Annotated in this window: 20 protein-coding genes and 1 pseudogene; 4 read left to right on the top strand and 17 right to left on the bottom strand. The window is 62.0% G+C overall.

Features of this window, described 5'->3' with window-relative positions:
- Nucleotides 1-63: 63 nt before the first annotated feature.
- From sigZ to EKK97_RS09475, 3 genes are all read right to left on the bottom strand, one after another.
- Nucleotides 64-633, bottom strand: coding sequence for an RNA polymerase sigma factor SigZ (sigZ, locus tag EKK97_RS09485; protein WP_159551404.1), 570 nt, complete (start codon nucleotides 631-633; stop codon nucleotides 64-66).
- Nucleotides 634-996: 363 nt separating this feature from the next.
- Nucleotides 997-1,437, bottom strand: coding sequence for a DUF1801 domain-containing protein (locus tag EKK97_RS09480; RefSeq protein WP_159551402.1), 441 nt, complete (start codon nucleotides 1,435-1,437; stop codon nucleotides 997-999).
- Between the two features lie 73 nt (nucleotides 1,438-1,510).
- Entirely contained in the window at nucleotides 1,511-2,155 is a 645-nt protein-coding gene (locus tag EKK97_RS09475) for a TetR/AcrR family transcriptional regulator (RefSeq protein ID WP_159551400.1), read from the bottom strand.
- A gap of 91 nt (nucleotides 2,156-2,246) precedes the next feature.
- Here EKK97_RS09475 and fabF point away from each other — a divergent pair, with 91 nt between their 5' ends.
- On the top strand, nucleotides 2,247-3,512 hold the full coding sequence (gene fabF / locus EKK97_RS09470; protein ID WP_159551398.1) for a beta-ketoacyl-ACP synthase II: 1,266 nt from the start codon (nucleotides 2,247-2,249) through the stop codon (nucleotides 3,510-3,512).
- 397 nt (nucleotides 3,513-3,909) lie between these two features.
- Here fabF and EKK97_RS09465 read toward each other — a convergent pair whose 3' ends face one another.
- Nucleotides 3,910-4,437, bottom strand: coding sequence for a Spy/CpxP family protein refolding chaperone (locus tag EKK97_RS09465; protein ID WP_159551396.1), 528 nt, complete (start codon nucleotides 4,435-4,437; stop codon nucleotides 3,910-3,912).
- Between the two features lie 61 nt (nucleotides 4,438-4,498).
- Between EKK97_RS09465 and EKK97_RS09460 the strand changes: the two genes are divergently transcribed.
- On the top strand, nucleotides 4,499-5,122 hold the full coding sequence (locus EKK97_RS09460; protein ID WP_159551394.1) for a Crp/Fnr family transcriptional regulator: 624 nt from the start codon (nucleotides 4,499-4,501) through the stop codon (nucleotides 5,120-5,122).
- A 22-nt stretch (nucleotides 5,123-5,144) separates the two neighbouring features.
- Here the strand turns inward: EKK97_RS09460 and EKK97_RS09455 are convergent, their stop codons facing one another.
- The 13 genes and pseudogenes from EKK97_RS09455 to EKK97_RS09395 form a co-directional block, all read right to left on the bottom strand.
- Nucleotides 5,145-5,534, bottom strand: coding sequence for a DUF1801 domain-containing protein (locus EKK97_RS09455; RefSeq protein ID WP_159551392.1), 390 nt, complete (start codon nucleotides 5,532-5,534; stop codon nucleotides 5,145-5,147).
- A complete protein-coding gene (locus EKK97_RS09450; RefSeq protein WP_201297050.1) occupies nucleotides 5,524-6,123 on the bottom strand; it encodes a Crp/Fnr family transcriptional regulator in 600 nt (199 codons plus the stop codon). The genes EKK97_RS09455 and EKK97_RS09450 overlap by 11 nt, the downstream gene beginning before the upstream one ends.
- An 88-nt stretch (nucleotides 6,124-6,211) precedes the next feature.
- The gene (locus EKK97_RS09445; RefSeq protein ID WP_159551388.1) at nucleotides 6,212-7,150 is read right to left on the bottom strand and encodes a sensor domain-containing diguanylate cyclase; all 939 of its coding nucleotides are present in this window, start codon (nucleotides 7,148-7,150) and stop codon (nucleotides 6,212-6,214) included.
- A 194-nt stretch (nucleotides 7,151-7,344) separates the two neighbouring features.
- Nucleotides 7,345-8,019, bottom strand: coding sequence for a dihydrofolate reductase family protein (locus EKK97_RS09440; RefSeq protein ID WP_159551386.1), 675 nt, complete (start codon nucleotides 8,017-8,019; stop codon nucleotides 7,345-7,347).
- Nucleotides 8,020-8,101: 82 nt separating this feature from the next.
- On the bottom strand, nucleotides 8,102-8,539 hold the full coding sequence (locus tag EKK97_RS09435; RefSeq protein WP_277987343.1) for a GNAT family acetyltransferase: 438 nt from the start codon (nucleotides 8,537-8,539) through the stop codon (nucleotides 8,102-8,104).
- An 85-nt stretch (nucleotides 8,540-8,624) separates the two neighbouring features.
- Nucleotides 8,625-9,374, bottom strand: coding sequence for an SDR family NAD(P)-dependent oxidoreductase (locus tag EKK97_RS09430; protein ID WP_159551384.1), 750 nt, complete (start codon nucleotides 9,372-9,374; stop codon nucleotides 8,625-8,627).
- A gap of 134 nt (nucleotides 9,375-9,508) precedes the next feature.
- A complete protein-coding gene (locus tag EKK97_RS09425; protein WP_159551382.1) occupies nucleotides 9,509-9,985 on the bottom strand; it encodes a LabA-like NYN domain-containing protein in 477 nt (158 codons plus the stop codon).
- A 111-nt stretch (nucleotides 9,986-10,096) separates the two neighbouring features.
- Nucleotides 10,097-12,300, bottom strand: a pseudogene (locus EKK97_RS09420) (OsmC domain/YcaO domain-containing protein).
- A gap of 348 nt (nucleotides 12,301-12,648) precedes the next feature.
- The gene (locus tag EKK97_RS09415; protein ID WP_201297049.1) at nucleotides 12,649-13,395 is read right to left on the bottom strand and encodes an SDR family oxidoreductase; all 747 of its coding nucleotides are present in this window, start codon (nucleotides 13,393-13,395) and stop codon (nucleotides 12,649-12,651) included.
- Nucleotides 13,392-13,958, bottom strand: a complete 567-nt coding sequence (locus EKK97_RS09410; protein ID WP_159551380.1) for a dihydrofolate reductase family protein — start codon at nucleotides 13,956-13,958, stop codon at nucleotides 13,392-13,394. The genes EKK97_RS09415 and EKK97_RS09410 overlap by 4 nt, the downstream gene beginning before the upstream one ends.
- A 22-nt stretch (nucleotides 13,959-13,980) precedes the next feature.
- Entirely contained in the window at nucleotides 13,981-14,364 is a 384-nt protein-coding gene (locus EKK97_RS09405; RefSeq protein ID WP_159551378.1) for a nuclear transport factor 2 family protein, read from the bottom strand.
- A gap of 39 nt (nucleotides 14,365-14,403) precedes the next feature.
- A complete protein-coding gene (locus tag EKK97_RS09400; protein ID WP_159551376.1) occupies nucleotides 14,404-14,979 on the bottom strand; it encodes an MAPEG family protein in 576 nt (191 codons plus the stop codon).
- Nucleotides 14,980-15,037: 58 nt separating this feature from the next.
- Nucleotides 15,038-15,523, bottom strand: a complete 486-nt coding sequence (locus EKK97_RS09395) for a hypothetical protein (protein WP_159551374.1) — start codon at nucleotides 15,521-15,523, stop codon at nucleotides 15,038-15,040.
- Between the two features lie 161 nt (nucleotides 15,524-15,684).
- Between EKK97_RS09395 and EKK97_RS09390 the strand changes: the two genes are divergently transcribed.
- Together EKK97_RS09390 and EKK97_RS09385 are read left to right on the top strand one after the other, a co-directional pair.
- Entirely contained in the window at nucleotides 15,685-16,101 is a 417-nt protein-coding gene (locus EKK97_RS09390; protein ID WP_159551372.1) for a DCC1-like thiol-disulfide oxidoreductase family protein, read from the top strand.
- A 40-nt stretch (nucleotides 16,102-16,141) separates the two neighbouring features.
- Nucleotides 16,142-16,828, top strand: coding sequence for a type 1 glutamine amidotransferase domain-containing protein (locus tag EKK97_RS09385; protein WP_159551370.1), 687 nt, complete (start codon nucleotides 16,142-16,144; stop codon nucleotides 16,826-16,828).
- The last annotated feature ends 7 nt before the right edge of the window (nucleotides 16,829-16,835 follow it).

Below are 16,835 nucleotides of genomic sequence, written 5' to 3'. Positions count from 1 at the left end.
TATGAGAGGCAGGCTATGAGAGATTGGCGACGTGGAAGGTCGGTGTCTCAGGGCGGTCTTGCGCTAGCGGCATTGGCACCCTTCGCCCACGTCGTAATTCAGTACCTCTCCGCGCTGGTTCATTTCGACCCGGCAGCACTCCACCAGCGCATCGCGCAGCATGGTGCGACCGCGCTGCACGCGGGACTTGGCGCCGGAGATCGACAGCCCCGCCTGGGATGCATACTGTTTCTGGCTCAAGCCGCTCTCCAAGGTGGAGAGCAGCGCTTCGCGGTACTTTTCCGGCAGCTTGCCCATGAGCGGGCGCAGGCACAGGGCCAGCTCCGCTTGCGCTCGCTCATCTGCCTCCGCCTGTTCCTCCAGCTCCGCCAGCAGCGGTTCCAGCGGTTTGTGTGCCCGATAGTGATCCACCAGCGCATTGCGCGTGATCTGATAGAGCCAGGCGCGCAGCCGGGAGCCATCTCTCAGCTCATCGCGGTAGGCGAAGGCCTTGATGAGGACATCGTGCACGATGTCCTCCGCCACGCCCTCGTCGGCTACCCGTCTGCTCACGAAGCGCAGGAGTTCGCTGCGAAACGCCTGCCACAGCAGGCGTTGGGCCTGTTCGTCGTTCGCGCTCAACGACACCCGCATGAATCCTCCTCCGTGGTTGGGCCGCAGCATTCGGCCTTGGCCTGGGGCTGGCAGCAGGTGGCCTGTTCGCTTGGGTCGCAGCATGAATGCGCTGCGATACCCTGCCCGGCCGCCTCTGCCGCGGGGCGCTCGCTCTCGACCGCAGGAGTCGTGTGGCTCGATTCTGACGATACGGCAGATGGCATCTTCTTCAGCATGGCATGTTCCTCCTGGATAGATGCCTCGCCCTTGGCGAGGCTTTCATAACAGGAGACGGATCAAGCGGCAGAAGGACGCAAAAATGGCAGCCTCGAGCTGGGCATTCATGAGGCCCGGTCAAGGTGCCGTCATCTGATCGCGTTCGCCTAGGCCCAGGCTCTCTCGCTAGAACATGCGCTCGCCGGGCAGCCGGGAGGCTTGGCGAAGCCATTCCGCGAGCTGTGCTTCGTCGATCGGCTCGTCCTGGTGGATATGCAGGTAGCGGGTGTTGGGGTCCTTTGATGCGATAGGCGGCGGTGGCTCCAGCGAGGCGCCGTTGAGAAACGCCACCTTGAGGTACTTGGTGAAGCAGTGGAAGGTGAGAAACCAGCCTTGGCCCTCGATGCCATAGAAGGGCGAGTTCCATCTCACGGCCTTGCGCACATTGGGCACCGTACGCACGATGAGCGCATCGAGCCTGCGCCCGACGTCGTGCTTCCACTCCGGCATGGCGGCGATGTAGGCCTGCACCGGGGCGTCGCCGTCGCCCTTGGGGATCTGCGGGTTGCCTCCCGAAAGAAGCTTCGGCTTCGCTTCGGCCGTGGGTTTGGGGTTGTCGCGTGCCATCGGTGCCTATCCTCCCTGATTCGTTCGAATGGAGACGGTTGGCGTGACGCCGGCAGGCCGGTCAGCTACCGCCCTACCCCGCGGCAGACGCCATGCCCTCCAGTTCGCTCTCATCGACCCCTAGCATCTGCAGGATGTTACGCTGGGCGGCGTCGAGGATGTGCTGGCGTTCCTGCTCGTTGGGCAGGCTCTTGGCGATGGCCACGGCACCCACCAGCGAGGCGAGAATGACACGGGCCTTGTCGGCGATGATCTCGCGGTCGGGCTCGAAGGGGAGCTTCTTCAGGCGGCTCAGGGCGATGAGCCGGGTTTCCAGCATCTTCTTCATGCGCAGGTAGGAGGCTTCGAAGAGCGTGCGGATCTCGGCGTTCTCGTTGCCGATCTCGTTGAACAGCACCGATTCGGGCCCCGGCTTGTGCTTGCGTTCCAGCTCCTGGAGGTTCCAGCAGTTGGCGACCAGTTCCGTCAGGTGCTTCACCGAGAGCGGCCCTTTGACCAGCCGTGCCGCGCGGCTGCTCTCCAGGGTTTCCCGCACCGAGGCGTGGTAGAGCGCTTCCTTCGAGGCGAAGTGGGCATAGAAGGCACCGTGGGTCATCTTGGCCAGCTTCATGATCTGGCCGATGGAGACCTTCTCGAAGCCTTTGCGGCTGAACAGCTCGATGGCCGACTTGAGGATGCGCTCCCGCGACTTGGCCTTGTGGTTCGTCGAGTAGGGCATGGCGACCTCACACTCCCACGCTGAATATTATCTTGATCATATCAAGCTCGGTGCTAGCGTGGCACAACCCCAAGCTGTTCAGGAAATTACCATGCAATCACCGCTCGTCATCACCGGCATGGGCATGATCAGCCCGCTTGGTTGCGGCGTCAAGGCAGGCTGGGAGCGCCTGCTTGCCGGCCGCTCCGGCCTCTCTACGATCAGCCGTTTCGATACCGGCGACCTGCCCATCAAGGTAGCAGGCTCGGTGCCCGACATTGAGAACGACCCGCAAGCCGGCCTCGATCCGGATCGCGTGCTGGATGCCAAGGAGCGTCGCAAGCTGGAGCTGTTCAGCCTCTACGCCATGGCCGCCGCCCAGGAGGCGCTGAGCCAGGCCAACTGGTTCCCCGAGAGCGATGCCCAGCGCCTGGCCACGGCCACCATCGTCGGCTCCGGCATTGGCGGCTTCCCCACCATCACCCAGGCGCAGAATACCCTGACGACGCGCGGCCACCGCCGGCTCTCCCCTTTCACCGTGCCGGCCTTCCTGGCCAATCTGGCGGCGGGTAACGTCTCGATTCGCTACGGCTTGCGCGGACCGATCGGCTGCCCGGTCACGGCCTGTGCGGCCGGCGTGCAGGCCATCGGCGACGGCATGCGCATGATCCGCAGCGGCGAAGCCGAGGTGGCCCTGGTGGGCGGCGCCGAGGCCTGCATCGACCCGCTCTCGCTGGCCAGCTTCCACGCCATGAAGGCGCTCTCCACCGAGCAGGACGACCCCACCAAGGCGTCGCGCCCCTTCGACCAGGCGCGCAACGGCTTCGTGATGGGAGAAGGCGCGGGGCTGCTGGTGATCGAAACCCTGGCCCACGCCGAGGCACGCGGCGCTACGCCGCTGGCCATCCTCAGCGGCTACGGCACCAGTGCCGATGCCCACCACATCACCGCCGGCCCGGAAGACGGCGGCGGTGCCGCGGCGGCCATTCGTGCCGCGCTGAGAATGGCGGGGCTCTCTCCCGCCGATATCGACCACATCAACGCCCATGCCACTTCGACCCCGGTCGGCGACCGGGCCGAAATCGCCGCCCTGCGCAACGCCTTCGGCAACGCCCTCGGCGGCATTCCGATCTCCGCGACCAAATCCTCGACCGGCCACCTGCTCGGTGCCGCCGGCGGCGTGGAGAGCATCTTCTCTGCCTTGGCCGCCATGCACGACCGCCTGCCCCCGACCCTGAACCTGGAACACCGCGACGAGGACCTGCACGACCTAGACATCGTCTCGGGTGAGGCGCGCGAGCATGCGACCCAGCACGTGCTGTGCAACGGCTTCGGCTTCGGTGGGGTGAATGCCGCGTTGATCGTGAGCAAGGTGTAGGGCCAGCCCCTAGCCTGTTATCACAAACGACAACACCCCGAGCCAGGCGCGGGCTCGGGGTGTTGGGTTGCCCTACTGGATCTCAGTGACAGTGAACTCTACCTACGCTGTTATCCATGTGGCAGCACTGCCCTGGCGGTGAACTCTTGCGGCAGCCTCCACCATGGGCCAGAACGCTACTACTGAAGACCAACAGCACAAAAGCAACGATTACGATTTTCATAGCTTCCCCTTCATTTAATTATTATCTGAAGTTCTGCAATGCCAGATTGCCTGAAACCTCTCCTCGGCGGCAACTCACAGTCTGTGCACGATAGTTCAGGAATTACCCCTGCTATTCCGCATCTTCGCCACAGGCATACACATGGCTTTGCTATGCGTGGCTTTGCTCGAGCCACTAGTGACGATGGTCGCCACTTCCGTAGTTTCGCAGGTGACTGTAGTGCCGAATCTGCTCCTCATCGAGCACCGCGAGCATGCGCAGGTGATATTCGAGGTGTACCGCCCGCAGTTGGCCCCAGAGCCGGGCCGTCTGTTCGGTGAGGCGTTCGATCTCATCCAGCGTTGCACGTTGCTCGGCAAAGAGCCGGTCGAGTTCGCGCTCGCTTTCGATCACCTGCTCGCCGAGGTCACTGGCACGGACGCGCATGTTCTCGTAGGCCTGTTCGGTTCGCTCCCGCTGCTCTTCGGTCAGGTTCAGTGCATCGGCCAGTTCCAGCACGTGCATGGGACCTGGATAGCCGTTCAACTCCGCCGGCAGGGCTTGCGCCATCCCCCTGCCCAGCCGAAGCCCTTCCACATCGCTGGCGGAGAGCGCCTTGATCTCGCGTGAATGAAACCCGGCGTAGGCCCCGAGCCCCACCGCTTCCCCCTGGGCCGCCCCGGTGGTCAGAACTAACAGCACAAAAGCCAGCAGACGTGTCATTGGAGTGCCCTCTCTCGGTTTTCGGTTGCACCTAGAGTGGGCCCGGCAGCATCATTTGGGTATGAGCGAGATCATATCCAGTCAGCCACCGGGCATCGCCTCGACCCTGGAGACGCTAGCCGGCCGCCCTGGCCATCGGCGGCGACTTGCCGCGGGGGAGATGCTGTTTCACGCTGGGGAGGCGGTCACTTCGGTGTACGTGATCGTGTCCGGCCAGGTTCGGCTGATGCGGGTGAGTCAGGCGGGCGCTGAAGTGACCGTCGACCGCGCCGGCCCCACCCGCTGGTTGGCCGAAGCATCGCTGTTCGCGGAACGCTACCATTGCGATGCGATGGCTGATGCAGCGGCCTGCCTGCTCAGCTTCCCCAAGGCAGCCGTGGTCGAAGGCATGCAGCGGCAACCGGCGCTGGCCGCCGAGCTCATGATCGATCTGGCCCGGCGGCTGCATGAGGCACGCCTGCGCATCGAGATCCTCAACATACCCAGCGCTCAGGAACGCCTGCTCGCCTATTTGCAGGCGCACGCCAGCGGTGAAAACGCGGAGTTCACACTGCCGGGTAGCTGGAAAGCCCTGGCAGGTGAGATCGGGCTGACGCACGAATCGGTCTATCGCGCGCTGGCACAGCTTCAGCGCGAAGGAAGAATCCGGCGAGAGGGCCGGCAGGTCTGGTTAGTGCCATCGTAAAGCTACGTGGCTGCGCCCAGCGTCACTTCAGCCTTTCAAGCCGCCCCTTGCGCTTGACGATGTTCTTGTAATCCCACTGGATGTCGCGGGCTTTACCGAGCCAGCGCTCGAGGTCCTTCACGTTGACCTGCTCGACGGCGGTGTAGCGTGCCTCTGCGGCCTTGAAGCTGCCCTCTTTCTGCAAGCCTTCCTCTTCGAAGGACTGGCCACTCCAGAACAGCAGGCGCACGCAGTGCTTGAGCTTCTTGTAACCCACTATCGGGTTGCCATCGAGAAACCAGACCGGATGGGCGTGCCACACCTTGCTTTCTGCTTCGGGCAGGTGACGATCGATCGTCTCGGCAAGCAGATCGCATATCGCCTTATCGCAGGACTCCTGCCCCTGGTTGTATTCGTAGATGTCAGAATGCATCGTCCTCCTCCGTTTGCCTGAGCTTGATCCGCGCCTTGATCCGGCTGAGGGCAACCGGCGTAACCCGGACGTAGCCAGCGATGTCCCGATCGGTCACTCGCTCTGCGATGTGGGGGTATTCTTCGATGAAACGCCGGTAGCGCTCCTCCGCGGAGAGTGTCAGCAGGTCGCGCTCTCGCGCTTCCTTTCGAAAACCGTAGATCTCGAAGCCTCTCCGGAGGGCACGCTGCCATTGAGGGTACTTGTCGCCGAGCTGATCCAGCAGGTGGTAAGGCAATGATTCGACCGAAGCCGGACAGGCGGCAATGGCACTGAAGCTGGTGACACCACCGGGCGTAAGTGCGGCAAGACTGGCAAAGAACCTGCCTTCCGCAGCGAATGCCTTGACCCAGGCATCGCCATCGTAGGTTTCGTAAACCATCTTGATGACGCCGCTTTCCACAAAATAGACGACAGGGTGGGCAACTCCCACCAGAAATAGGCAATCACCAGGCGCCAATGGCTTACGCCGAAGCGCAGACTCGACTAGATGCCAGTCCGGTAGCGAACCGCCAGCCAATCGCTCGAGAATCTCCTGTGCCGCGCTCACAATCCTCACCGCTCAATAACCTAGGTTAATACTGACCGTACATCACCAAGGGAGGCTGGCGCCAACCCCATCTCTTGAGACAGGTCAATCACTCCGCAACGATACGATCCCGCCCACTCTGCTTGGCACGATAGAGCCGGCGATCCGCCTGCTCGATTAGACTGGCCGGAATGCCGCCCTCTGCCGGGTAGGCGGTAGCCACACCCATGCTGACGGTGACGAGGTGTGAGACGTCGGAAGCGCGATGAGGAATGGCCTCGTCGCTCAGGGCGGCTCGGCAGCGCTCCGCCACCTGACAGGCGGCTTCCAGGTCCGTTTCCGGCAACACGAGGGCGAACTCCTCGCCGCCGAAGCGTGCCAGCAAATCGCGAGGCCGCACGATGGAGGAACCGAGAGAGTGCGCTACCCGGCGTAGGCAGTCGTCACCCGCAAGATGGCCGTAGTGATCGTTGTACTGCTTGAAGCAGTCGATATCGAGCATGATGAACGATAGAGGCTGGCCGGAGCGCCGAGCACTCGCCCACTCCGACTCCAGTATGGAGTCGAGCAGGCGCCGGTTGGCGACACCGGTCAGGCCATCCTGATACGAGAGCTCCTCCAGCTCACGCTGGAGCCGCAGCAGTTTCTCCTCATTCTTCTTGCGCTCGCTGATGTCGAACATGAAGCCGATCAGCGCTTCCACTTCACCGTCGTCTTTGCGTACCACGTGCACGACGTCGCGAATCCACACGTAGCTGCCGTCGGCCTTCAGCGCGCGGTAATCCGCCTCATGGTCGACTCCCGCCTTGGACTGGGCCACACAGAAGCCGACGACCCGCTCGCGGTCCTCCGGGTGCATGCGCTCGACCCAGTCGTCGATACCGATCCAACTCCCCTGGGACCAGCCCAGCAGGCGCTCGATCTGCGGCCCGATATAGGAGAAGCACATCGTCTCCCAATCGATTCGCCAGGGAATGGCCTGAGTAGACTCCAACAGCGTTTTATAGACAGCGGTGTCTACGCTCAACGGCGCGGCATCGTCACTCATGGTGCGTGGGCTCCACTAGGCTGCTCTGCGCGTCCGTGCTGGATCGAACCCTGCTCACGCCCGAGTGTGCCACAAAGTGACCGGAACCAGGCTAAAAAAAGCCATTAATGAAGCTGATAGTTTTAGCTATTGGGTGAAGCTGGCAGTTCCCTCTCCGCCGGGAATTTTTCGGTAAGTACGTCAATGCGCACGCATCATGACGGATATCCGTTCGCTCTTGCTGCACTTCTCCTGAGTACCATGTGGGTCACCTTTTCCGTCGCCACCCTCTCTACGCAGCGATAGCCGAGCGCGCGCATGTTGAGGCCGGTGAACAGGTGTTCCCCGGCGCCGAGCAGTACCGGTGTGACGGCAAGGTGAAGCTCATCGACGAGCTGCGCACTCAGGTACTGTTGCACGGTCGCCACACCGCCGCCCAGGCGTACGTCCCTATCACCTGCGGCTTCGCGGGCGCGCTCCAGAGCCGCATGAATGCCTTGGGTGACGAAGTAGAATGTGGTGCCGTCCGGCATCTCGACCGGATCGCGAGGGTGATGGGTCAATACGAAGACCGGCATGTGAAACGGCGGGTTGTCGCCCCACCACCCCTTCCAGCTCTCATCCCGCCAGGGGCCGCGTACGGGACCGAACATGTTGCGGCCCATGATCCAGGCGCCGACGTTGTCGAACCCGCGGGTGACGAAATCGTCATCAGTACTGGTTTCTCCACCCTCCTTACCCAGCACGCGCTGCTGGAAAGTCGCGGTTGCAAACTGCCAGTCCTGATTCTCCAGGCCGTTGATACCCATCGGGTTTTCCAGGCTCTGCTCGGGGCCGGCGGCAAACCCATCCAGAGAAATACTGAAGCATGACACGCGTAGTTGGCTCATCGTGGCCTCCGTTGGGAGTGGCATCTGATCAGTCGTCGAGCGACTACCGGGCACATCGACACAACTCTCAGATATTTCTTGCTCAGGGAGAGGCAGTGTCGTCGGCGATCAGTCGTTTACCCAGGCTCACCACATCGTCGACGGAATAGCCGAGACGACGATAGAAGGCCAAAACGCTCTCGTTCGAGGTGCGAACGGCAATATTCAGCTTCGGGCATCCCAATGCCAGCAGCTGCGCCTCCACCCTTGCCATCAGCTCACGCCCATGCCCCATATGCTGATGCCGCGGATCGACCGCCAGGTAGTAGACGGAGCCGCGATGGCCGTCGAATCCCGCCATCGCCGAGGCCACGATGCGGCCCTCGAACTCACCGACAAGGAACAGCTCCGCCTGCATCGTGAGCTTCCTGTCGATGTCTTTCTCAGGATCGTTCCACGGTCTTACCAGGCCACATTCATGCCATAGCCTAATGACTGCTGCCCTGTCTTGCTCTTGGTAGGCTCTTATTGTGATCGTCACTCCGCTAACCTCGGTTACAGAAGACTATGCCCGCCGCAAGCGTGAAGCATTCCGGCTAAATGAGCTCGAAACAGAAATAGCGTTCTTATTGAGCCGTATACCCACCGTCAATGGAGTGCACGCTGCCTGTCATGAAGGCGGCGCGCTCGCTCAGCAGGTAAGCGACCAGCTCCGCCACTTCCTCCCGGCTGGCAAGGCGTTTCATGGGATGCTGGCTTGCCATCCACTCCGTAACGTCTTGCCCCGACTCCAGAATCCGCGGGGTAGCAACATAGCCGGGAGCGACGGCACAGACACGAACATGGCTCTCGGCCAGCTCCAGCGCCGCCGAGCGGGTCAGGCCGATGATGCCATGCTTCGCCGCGGTATAGGCGGCCATGCCGGCGAGCCCCACCAGCCCGTTGGCCGAGGAGAGGTTGACGATCGCACCGGCGCCATTCTCGAGCATGGCGGGAATCTCGTATTTCATCGAATAGAAGATGCCGGAAAGATCGGTTTCGATCACTTCCTGCCACGTCTCCACTTCGATATTCGCCACCGATACGCCTGCAGGACCCGTCACGCCGGCGTTGTTGACGGCCATATCGAGCTTGCCGAACCGCTCGACCGTCTCAGCCACGGCACGTTCCATCGCCTCGGGCTCGCGCACGTCTGCCTCCAGCGGCATGGTTCGTGTGCCTTGCGGGTCGATCCTCTCACATACCGCCTGCACCGTACCCAACCGTCGGCTGAGCAGCACGACCGAGGCCCCACCAGCATGGAGCCGTTCGGCTATCGTCTCACCGTTGCCGGCCCCCGCTCCGGTGACCAGCGCAACCTTGCCCGCGAATTCCATATCGCACCCTCATGACAAATCGTACGTACTGGTGGCACTTTCTGCCTATCAGGCATAGGCGATAGGGGAACATGCTTCAAGGCACAACATACAGTGCATTATTTAGCTAATTCACCGCTGCTGCCTCATTCAACCTAAATCAGCAAAAGAGTTGTATCGATAGGCCTGAACTCACTCGCCGCGCTCGCCAGCGAAGCGGCGGTCAACTGTGGCACACCATAGACTTCGACTGTCTTTCCATGTACATCACGAATCTTGTTCACCAAAAGATCGAAATCCCCATCGCCCGAGACCAGCACGATGACATCCGCCTGCTCGGCGTACTCGATGGCATCTAGCGTGATGCCAACATCCCAATCGCCTTTTGCCGAGCCGTCCGATCTTTGGATGTAGGGTTTCAGCTTCACCTCGAACCCAATGGCGCGAAGAATGTTCTGAAATTCCTGCTGCTTCCGGTCGCCTCTGTCGATGGCATAGGCAATGGCTTTCACGACCTCTCTGCCAGCGGTGGCTTCGGCCCAGAACTTGTTGTAGTCGAAGTTGCGCTTATACGCTTGCCGCACCGTGTAGTAGACGTTCTGGACGTCCACGAATATCGCCACTTTCACCATGTTGTTGCTCTCATTGGCTCATATCCTGGGTGAATGAAAACGCAAGCGCCCCGGGCCAGTATGAACTGACCCGGGGCGCTTGTGTGTTGCCGGAGCTGGCGCTCGTTGGGCTTACACCGCCACACCTGCCCGCCTGGCGCGGTGGGCATGCAGCTTCTTGTAGCTCTCGATCAGGCGCTGATGCTTCTCCAGGCCTTCGAGCTGCATGTTGGTGGGCGTGAGGCCGTGGAAGCGCACGTCGCCGTTCACCGAACCGACCACCGCCGCCATGGTCTGCTCGCCGAACATGCGAGTGAGGTTGTGCAAGTAGTCGTCGAGTTCCAACTCGTCGTCGAGCACGATCTCCAGCACCGCGGCCATGGCCTGGTAGAACAGCCCGCGTTCCACGGTGTTGTCGTTGTACTGCTGGAACATCTCGACCCGCTCCAGCGCCTCCTCGTGCTGCCCCAGGGCAAGATTGATCAGCAGCTTCAGCTCGAGGATGGTGAGTTGGCCCCACACGGTGTTCTCGTCGAACTCGATACCGATCAGGGTGATGATGTCCATGTGCTCGTCGAGCTGGCTCTCGTCCAGGCGCGCCAGCAGGTCGGCCAGTTGCTCGTCGCCCAGGGCGTGGAGGTTGAGGATGTCCTCGCGATAGTCCAGCGCCATGTTGGTGTTGTCCCAGATCAGGTCCTCCACCGGGTACACCTCGGAGTAGCCCGGCACCAGGATGCGGCACACCGGCGCGCCCAGGTCTTCATGCACGGCCATGTAGGCCTCGAGCCCCAACTCTTCCAGAATGCCGAACAGCGTGGCTGCTTCTTCCTCCGTACTGTTGGAACCGCTGCCGGAGAAGTCCCAATCGGCGAACTCGAACTCGCTCTTGGCACTGAAGAAGCGCCAGGAGACCAGGCCCGAGGAGTCGATGAAGTGCTCGACGAAGTTGTTGGGCTCGGAGACCGCCTGGGAGTTGAAGGTCGGCGGCAGGAAGTCGTTCAGGCCTTCGAAGCTGCGGCCCTGCAGCAGCTCGGTAAGGCTGCGCTCCAGCGCCACCTCGAAGCTGGGGTGGGCGCCGAAGGAGGCAAACACGCCGCCGGTGCGCGGGTTCATCAGGGTCACGCACATCACCGGGAACTGGCCGCCGAGGGAGGCGTCCTTGACCAGTACCGGATAGCCCTGGGCCTCCAGCGCCTGGATGCCTTCGAGAATGGCCGGGTAGCGCTGCAGCACTTCCTGGGGCACGTCCGGCAGCGCCAGCTCCTGCTCCAGAATTTCCCGCTTTACCGCCCGCTCGAAGATCTCCGAAAGGCACTGCACCTGGGCTTCCTGCAGCGTGTTACCGGCACTCATGCCGTTGCTGAGGTAGAGGTTCTCAATCAAATTCGAGGGGAAGTAGACCGTCTCGCCGTCGGACTGGCGCACGAAGGGCAAGGCGACGATTCCGCGTTCAACCTTGCCGGAATTGGTGTCGATCAGGTGCGAGCCGCGCAACTCGCCTTCCGGGTCGTAGATCTCGCGGGTGTACGCGTCGAGGATGCCTTCCGGCAGCTCGTCATTGGGTCCCGGCTTGAACCACTCTTCGTTGGGTAGTGAACGAAAGCGCTGTTGGCGATCTCTTCGCCGAAGAACTGATCGTTGTAGAAGAAGTTGCAGCTCAGGCGCTCGATGAACTCGCCCAGCGCCGAGCATAGCGCGCTCTCCTTGGTGGCGCCCTTGCCGTTGGTGAAGCACATCGGCGAGGCGGCGTCGCGAATGTGCAGCGACCACACGTGGGGCACGATGTTGCGCCAGGAGGCGATCTCGATCTTCATGCCCAGCTCCGCCAGCATGCCGGACATGTTGGCGATGGTCTGCTCCAGCGGCAGGTCCTTGCCTTCGATCCAGGTGTAGGCGTCTTCGTCGGGCTGCACCATCAGCAGGGCCTGGGCGTCCTCGTCGAGGTTCTCCACCGTCTCGATCTGAAACTCGGGGCCGGTCTGCACCACCTTCTTGACGGTGCAGCGGTCAATGGAGCGCAGGATGCCCTCGCGGTCCTTCTCGGAGATGTCCTCCGGCAGCTCGACCTGGATCTTGAAGATCTGGTTGTAGCGGTTTTCCGGGTCGACGATGTTGTTCTGCGAGAGCCGGATGTTCTCGGTGGGGATGTTGCGCGCCAGGCAGTAGACCCGCACGAAGTAGGCCGCACACAGCGCAGAAGACGCCAGGAAGTAGTCGAACGGGCTTGGCGCCGAGCCGTCGCCCTTGTAGCGAATGGGCTGGTCGGTGATGACGGTGAAATCGTCAAACTTGGCTTCAAGCCTGAGATTTTCGAGAAAATTGACTTTGATTTCCATGACGGGCTACCGATGGGGAAGTGTTGCTGGCGCAGGCCGAGGCGCGCAGTCTATCACACCGCCCGGGCGCTTTCGGTAACCGACGGGCAAGGGAGGAAATCCCGGCGATACGCCGCGAGTCGGAAGATGAAGCCGTGAGGAGCCTGGAGATAGGGCAAACAAGAATCTACCCGGCAAACTTGTTACCGGGTAGTTCCCTGCGTACTTGTGTTTTTTCGTCAGAGCCGTCTCAGCGGCTTTCATTACCCAAGCTAACGCTGAGTAACATTGAAAGCAACATAGACAAAAGGTCTAGACACATGACCGTTCTCGTACGCCTGACTGAATCTCTCCTCTTGTCGCAGCCGACTATCTTCCTCCCGTCACGTCCAGCAGCGCCCCAGTGGAGTACGAGGCTTCATCCGAAAGCAGCCAGAGAATGGCGCGGGCAACCTCCTCGGCTTGGCCGCCGCGCTGCATGGGCACGGAGGATTTGACCCGCTCGACGCGGTCGGGCTCGCCGCCACTGGCGTGGATCTCGGTATAGATCACTCCCGGACGCACGGCGTTGACCCGGATGCCCTCGCCCGCGACCTCCTTGGCCAGGCCGATGGTGAAGCTGTCGATGGCGCCTTTGGCAGCGGCGTAATCGACGTACTCATCCGGCGCGCCGAGCCGCGAGGCAATCGAGGAGACGTTGACGATCGCCCCGCCCTGACCACCATGCCGGGTCGACATGCGCCGCACGGCTTCCCGGGCGCAGAGAAAGCTGCCGATCACGTTAGCCGTCAGCACCCGGTGCAGGCGCGCGGCGTCCATCTCCTCTACGCGCATCTGCGTTTCCAGAATGCCGGCGTTGTTGACCAGCGCCGTGACCGTGCCGAGCTTTTCATCGACTTCGGCAAACAGGCGCATCACGTCGGCCTCGTTGCCGACATCCCCCGCCACGGCAATCGCCTCGCCGCCGGCTTGGGCGATCTCCTCGACCACGGCCAGCGCCGCCGCTTCATTGTGACGATAGTTGATGCATACGGCATAGCCGCCAGCGGCAGCCAGGCGGGCGGTGGCCGCGCCGATGCCCCGGCTGCCGCCGGTAGCCACCAGGACTTTCTTCAATGCGATTCCTCCCTTGCGACCACCCCATACCGCAACTCGACCATACCGGCACCCATCTGGCGTACCGATTCGAGGCGCAGGGTTGGGCTCAGCACGCGGCGTGGAAATAGCGGTTTACCCTTGCCCAGGGTAACGGAACCAATCTGGACGATGAGCTCATCGAGCAGGCCGGCATCATGAAACTGCCCCGCCAGATCGCCACCACCGACGATCCAGAGGTTTTTTCCTCCCGCGGCTGCACGCATCTCTTCATGGATAGGCCCCACCTCCCCCTGCACGAAGCGAACGTCCGCTCCTTCGGGAATCGCCAGGTTACGATGGGTGAACACCCAGGTCGGCTGGGTGTAGGGCCATGGCGAGCCGGTTTCGGCCGCCACGGTATCGGCATTGCGCAGGATCCACTCGTAGGTGGAAGCCCCCATGGCCAACGCACCCACCTCGGCGATGAACGCCGGATAGCTGGATTCGTTCAGATCACCAAGCGGAAACAGCCACTCCAGCGAGTCGTCCTCGGTGGCGATAAAGCCATCCAGGCTGGATGCGGTGTAATACTGTGTCTTCATGGCTTCACGCCTTTCCGTTACGTCAGCTTCGATCGATTATCTTGATGATCCGTCCAGCGCCGAAGGTGAACTCCGAGACGCCGTTCAGTTCGATCAGGCTTCCCGCCTTCGGCCCGCCGGGAATGTCCTGGGCCAGGCGGCCATGGTAGTCGATCTCGGCCGTGGCGCTCTCCTGGTTGAAGACCAGAGAGGTCACACGCTGAAAGCGCTCGGTGAAGAGCCCCTTGGCCCGCTGTGCGAGCAAGCGGAACTCCTCGATGCCACTCGCCGAGGCCGTCAGCTCCTCGCCCGAGTAATTCTCGAACTCGACGTCCGGTGCCAGTACGGCAAGCATTCCTTCGATGTCGAAGTCGTTATAGGCAGCGATGTACTGCTCGATCAGCTCGCGTTGCTTCGATTCGTCCATGAAAGCTCTCCTGTCACGTCCCTTGCAGAAAATAATCGCTCAGCTACCGATTGCGTTAGTCAAGATTAGGATAAACACGACCGGATAGCCCACGATGGCGGGCATCATGGTCAGAACCATGCCAAGAGCACGCCCCTCGGCACCTCGCCGATATCCTCGCAGGAACAGTATACGACCGACCACGAAGAACGCTGCGCTGACGGGGATGAGCGAAAGCCACGCCCCCACGACCAGACTGGCAAAGGCGAAGTAGAACCCAACCGCCAATACCGCCTGCTCCAGGGTGTTCTGCAGGAACGCTACATAAATGGCAAGCTTCTCACTCGGCGGCCCGGCGGCGGAACCGCCGATATCCTCCGGTGAATACCTGCGTATCGTGGCTACCATGCCGACCGCCACGAGCACACAGAACAGCACCACGGCGCTGGCACGCGCGGCAAAGGCCAGGCGTTCGGCCAGCTCGAGCGGAAAGCCAATGAACGCAGGCAGAAGCAGGTAAGCCAGACCCACTGCTACCGCGAACAGCACGAGCCCAAGCGTTCCCGTAAAACGGATCTTGTGCTCGATACGCTCCATGCCGGCCTTATCCGGTGGTGTCCTGTAATCCTGGTTCATACAGTCCTCGAAGCATGCTGAGGCGCGGCAGCCGCATCAGCGCGGTAAGATTGGCGCATCAGCGCTCAAGCCTTGAAGGTTGTATCGCCTCCCGCACCACTCCGTTCAGAAGCAGCGCAAAACCAAGGCACCAGGCAATGAAGGCAGCAACATGACCGTATTCCCAGCGACTGCGCAGTTGAGCGTATGCCTGAACCGCATCAGCCGGGCTGGCCTGCAGCGCCTCGGCCCAGGCGGCGTTCACCGGCTGAACGAGCAGAAACCAAAGCCCCAGGGAGAGGCCCAGGCAGGCCGTTCCCGCCAGGGTCGTCCGAAAAGCCACATGCTCGCGCACCATCCAGGTGAGTACACCAGCAGCAAGGATGGCAACGACCTGAATCGGCCCACCGACGAATCCAAAGTACGGGTACAGGGTTGAAGTGACCCGCATGTAGAACTCGGGGTCGTATTGCATCCGAATCGGTAGCTCAAGGACATGGGCTCCCCCCATGACGAGGCCCAGCGCCGTAATGAGTAATGTGAAATGCCACCACACACGAAACACGGTCGCCTCCTCGAAATGATGGGAATGGGGTGGACTGGCACATTCATGAGCGGTCGAGACCACCGCGGAAGATTGCTAACCTCACTGACATGTCTCGAAGATTCCGGCTTTGCCGGAGCACCGCTACTCATCAACGACATCAGGATAGTAGAGTGCCGCCGATGAACGATTCGCGCGATCAGGGCGCATCGAACCGCAAGCTCCGCCTGGTGTACGACGGCGAATGCCCGATGTGCCGGCGCTACGTACGCTGGCAGCGCATTCGCAGGGAGGTCGGTGAACTGGAGCTCATCGACGCCAGGCAGGAAAGCGAGGCGCGCCGGGAACTCACCGCCCGGGGCATCGACCTGGATGAGGGCTTTGCCCTGCAAATCGGCGAGCGCTGGTATCACGGCAGCGAGGCCCTGCACCGCCTCACCCTGCTCGGCACCCGCAGCGGCGCGTTCAATCGAACGATGTATCGGCTCTTTGCGAGCCAGGAGCGCACGGCGCGGCTTTATCCACTGCTCAGGGCATGCCGTAATGGGTTATTGAGGGTTTTGGGGAAGGGACGCATCGGGAACTTGGTCCGTAAATGAATGAGTGCCCCGTAAACGAATGAGTGAAAAGGAGAGCCCCATGAGCAAGAGAATTCTGATGGTCTTGACCTCTCACGACCGTCTCGGCGATACCGGCGAGCCTACCGGTTTCTGGCTGGAGGAGCTGGCGGCGCCCTACTACGCCTGCCTGGACGCCGGCGCCGAGGTGGTGCTGGCCTCGCCCAAGGGTGGCAAGCCACCGCTGGACCCCAAGAGCGACGCCGAAGAGAGCCAGACCGAGGCGACCCGTCGCTTCCAGCAGGACGATCAGGCCCAGCAGGCGCTGGCCAATACACACAAGCTGAGCGAGGTGAGCGCCGACGATTTCGACGCCATCTTCTACCCCGGCGGCCATGGCCCGCTTTGGGATCTGGTCGACGATGCGGATTCGATCCGCCTGATCGAAACCTTCTGGGCACAGCAGAAACCGGTGGCCGCCGTGTGCCACGCGCCCATCGTGCTGCTCCATGCGCGTGACGAGGAAGGGAATCCGATCATCCGCGGCCGTGAGGTCACCGGCTTCACCAACGAAGAAGAAGAGGCCGTTGGCCTTACAGAGGTGGTGCCGCATCTGGTGGAGAACGCCCTCAAGGAAGGCGGCGCCAATTACTCAAAGGCGGAGGTATTCACTCCGTACACCCGCCAGGACGGCAAGCTGATCACCGGGCAGAACCCGCCCTCCTCCGAGCCGACGGCCCGGCTGCTGCTGGCGGCTCTCGGGAAGTAACACCTCA

The organism is Billgrantia tianxiuensis (assembly GCF_009834345.1).
Lineage (GTDB): Bacteria > Pseudomonadota > Gammaproteobacteria > Pseudomonadales > Halomonadaceae > Halomonas > Halomonas tianxiuensis.
This window is presented reverse-complemented; position numbering and strand designations above follow the sequence as displayed.

Excerpts from the sequence above, each read along its gene's own strand:
- EKK97_RS09430 (WP_159551384.1), bottom strand. The coding sequence starts at position 9,374 with ATGGAATTCGCGGGCAAGGTTGCGCTGGTCACCGGAGCGGGGGCCGGC.
- EKK97_RS09400 (WP_159551376.1), bottom strand. The coding sequence starts at position 14,979 with ATGAACCAGGATTACAGGACACCACCGGATAAGGCCGGCATGGAGCGT.
- EKK97_RS09480 (WP_159551402.1), bottom strand. The coding sequence starts at position 1,437 with ATGGCACGCGACAACCCCAAACCCACGGCCGAAGCGAAGCCGAAGCTT.
- EKK97_RS09475 (WP_159551400.1), bottom strand. The coding sequence starts at position 2,155 with ATGCCCTACTCGACGAACCACAAGGCCAAGTCGCGGGAGCGCATCCTC.
- EKK97_RS09385 (WP_159551370.1), top strand. The coding sequence starts at position 16,142 with ATGAGCAAGAGAATTCTGATGGTCTTGACCTCTCACGACCGTCTCGGC.
- sigZ (WP_159551404.1), bottom strand. The coding sequence starts at position 633 with ATGCGGGTGTCGTTGAGCGCGAACGACGAACAGGCCCAACGCCTGCTG.
- EKK97_RS09425 (WP_159551382.1), bottom strand. The coding sequence starts at position 9,985 with ATGGTGAAAGTGGCGATATTCGTGGACGTCCAGAACGTCTACTACACG.
- EKK97_RS09405 (WP_159551378.1), bottom strand. The coding sequence starts at position 14,364 with ATGGACGAATCGAAGCAACGCGAGCTGATCGAGCAGTACATCGCTGCC.
- EKK97_RS09455 (WP_159551392.1), bottom strand. The coding sequence starts at position 5,534 with ATGCATTCTGACATCTACGAATACAACCAGGGGCAGGAGTCCTGCGAT.
- EKK97_RS09445 (WP_159551388.1), bottom strand. The coding sequence starts at position 7,150 with ATGAGTGACGATGCCGCGCCGTTGAGCGTAGACACCGCTGTCTATAAA.
- fabF (WP_159551398.1), top strand. The coding sequence starts at position 2,247 with ATGCAATCACCGCTCGTCATCACCGGCATGGGCATGATCAGCCCGCTT.
- EKK97_RS09440 (WP_159551386.1), bottom strand. The coding sequence starts at position 8,019 with ATGAGCCAACTACGCGTGTCATGCTTCAGTATTTCTCTGGATGGGTTT.
- EKK97_RS09465 (WP_159551396.1), bottom strand. The coding sequence starts at position 4,437 with ATGACACGTCTGCTGGCTTTTGTGCTGTTAGTTCTGACCACCGGGGCG.
- EKK97_RS09390 (WP_159551372.1), top strand. The coding sequence starts at position 15,685 with ATGAACGATTCGCGCGATCAGGGCGCATCGAACCGCAAGCTCCGCCTG.
- EKK97_RS09410 (WP_159551380.1), bottom strand. The coding sequence starts at position 13,958 with ATGAAGACACAGTATTACACCGCATCCAGCCTGGATGGCTTTATCGCC.
- EKK97_RS09460 (WP_159551394.1), top strand. The coding sequence starts at position 4,499 with ATGAGCGAGATCATATCCAGTCAGCCACCGGGCATCGCCTCGACCCTG.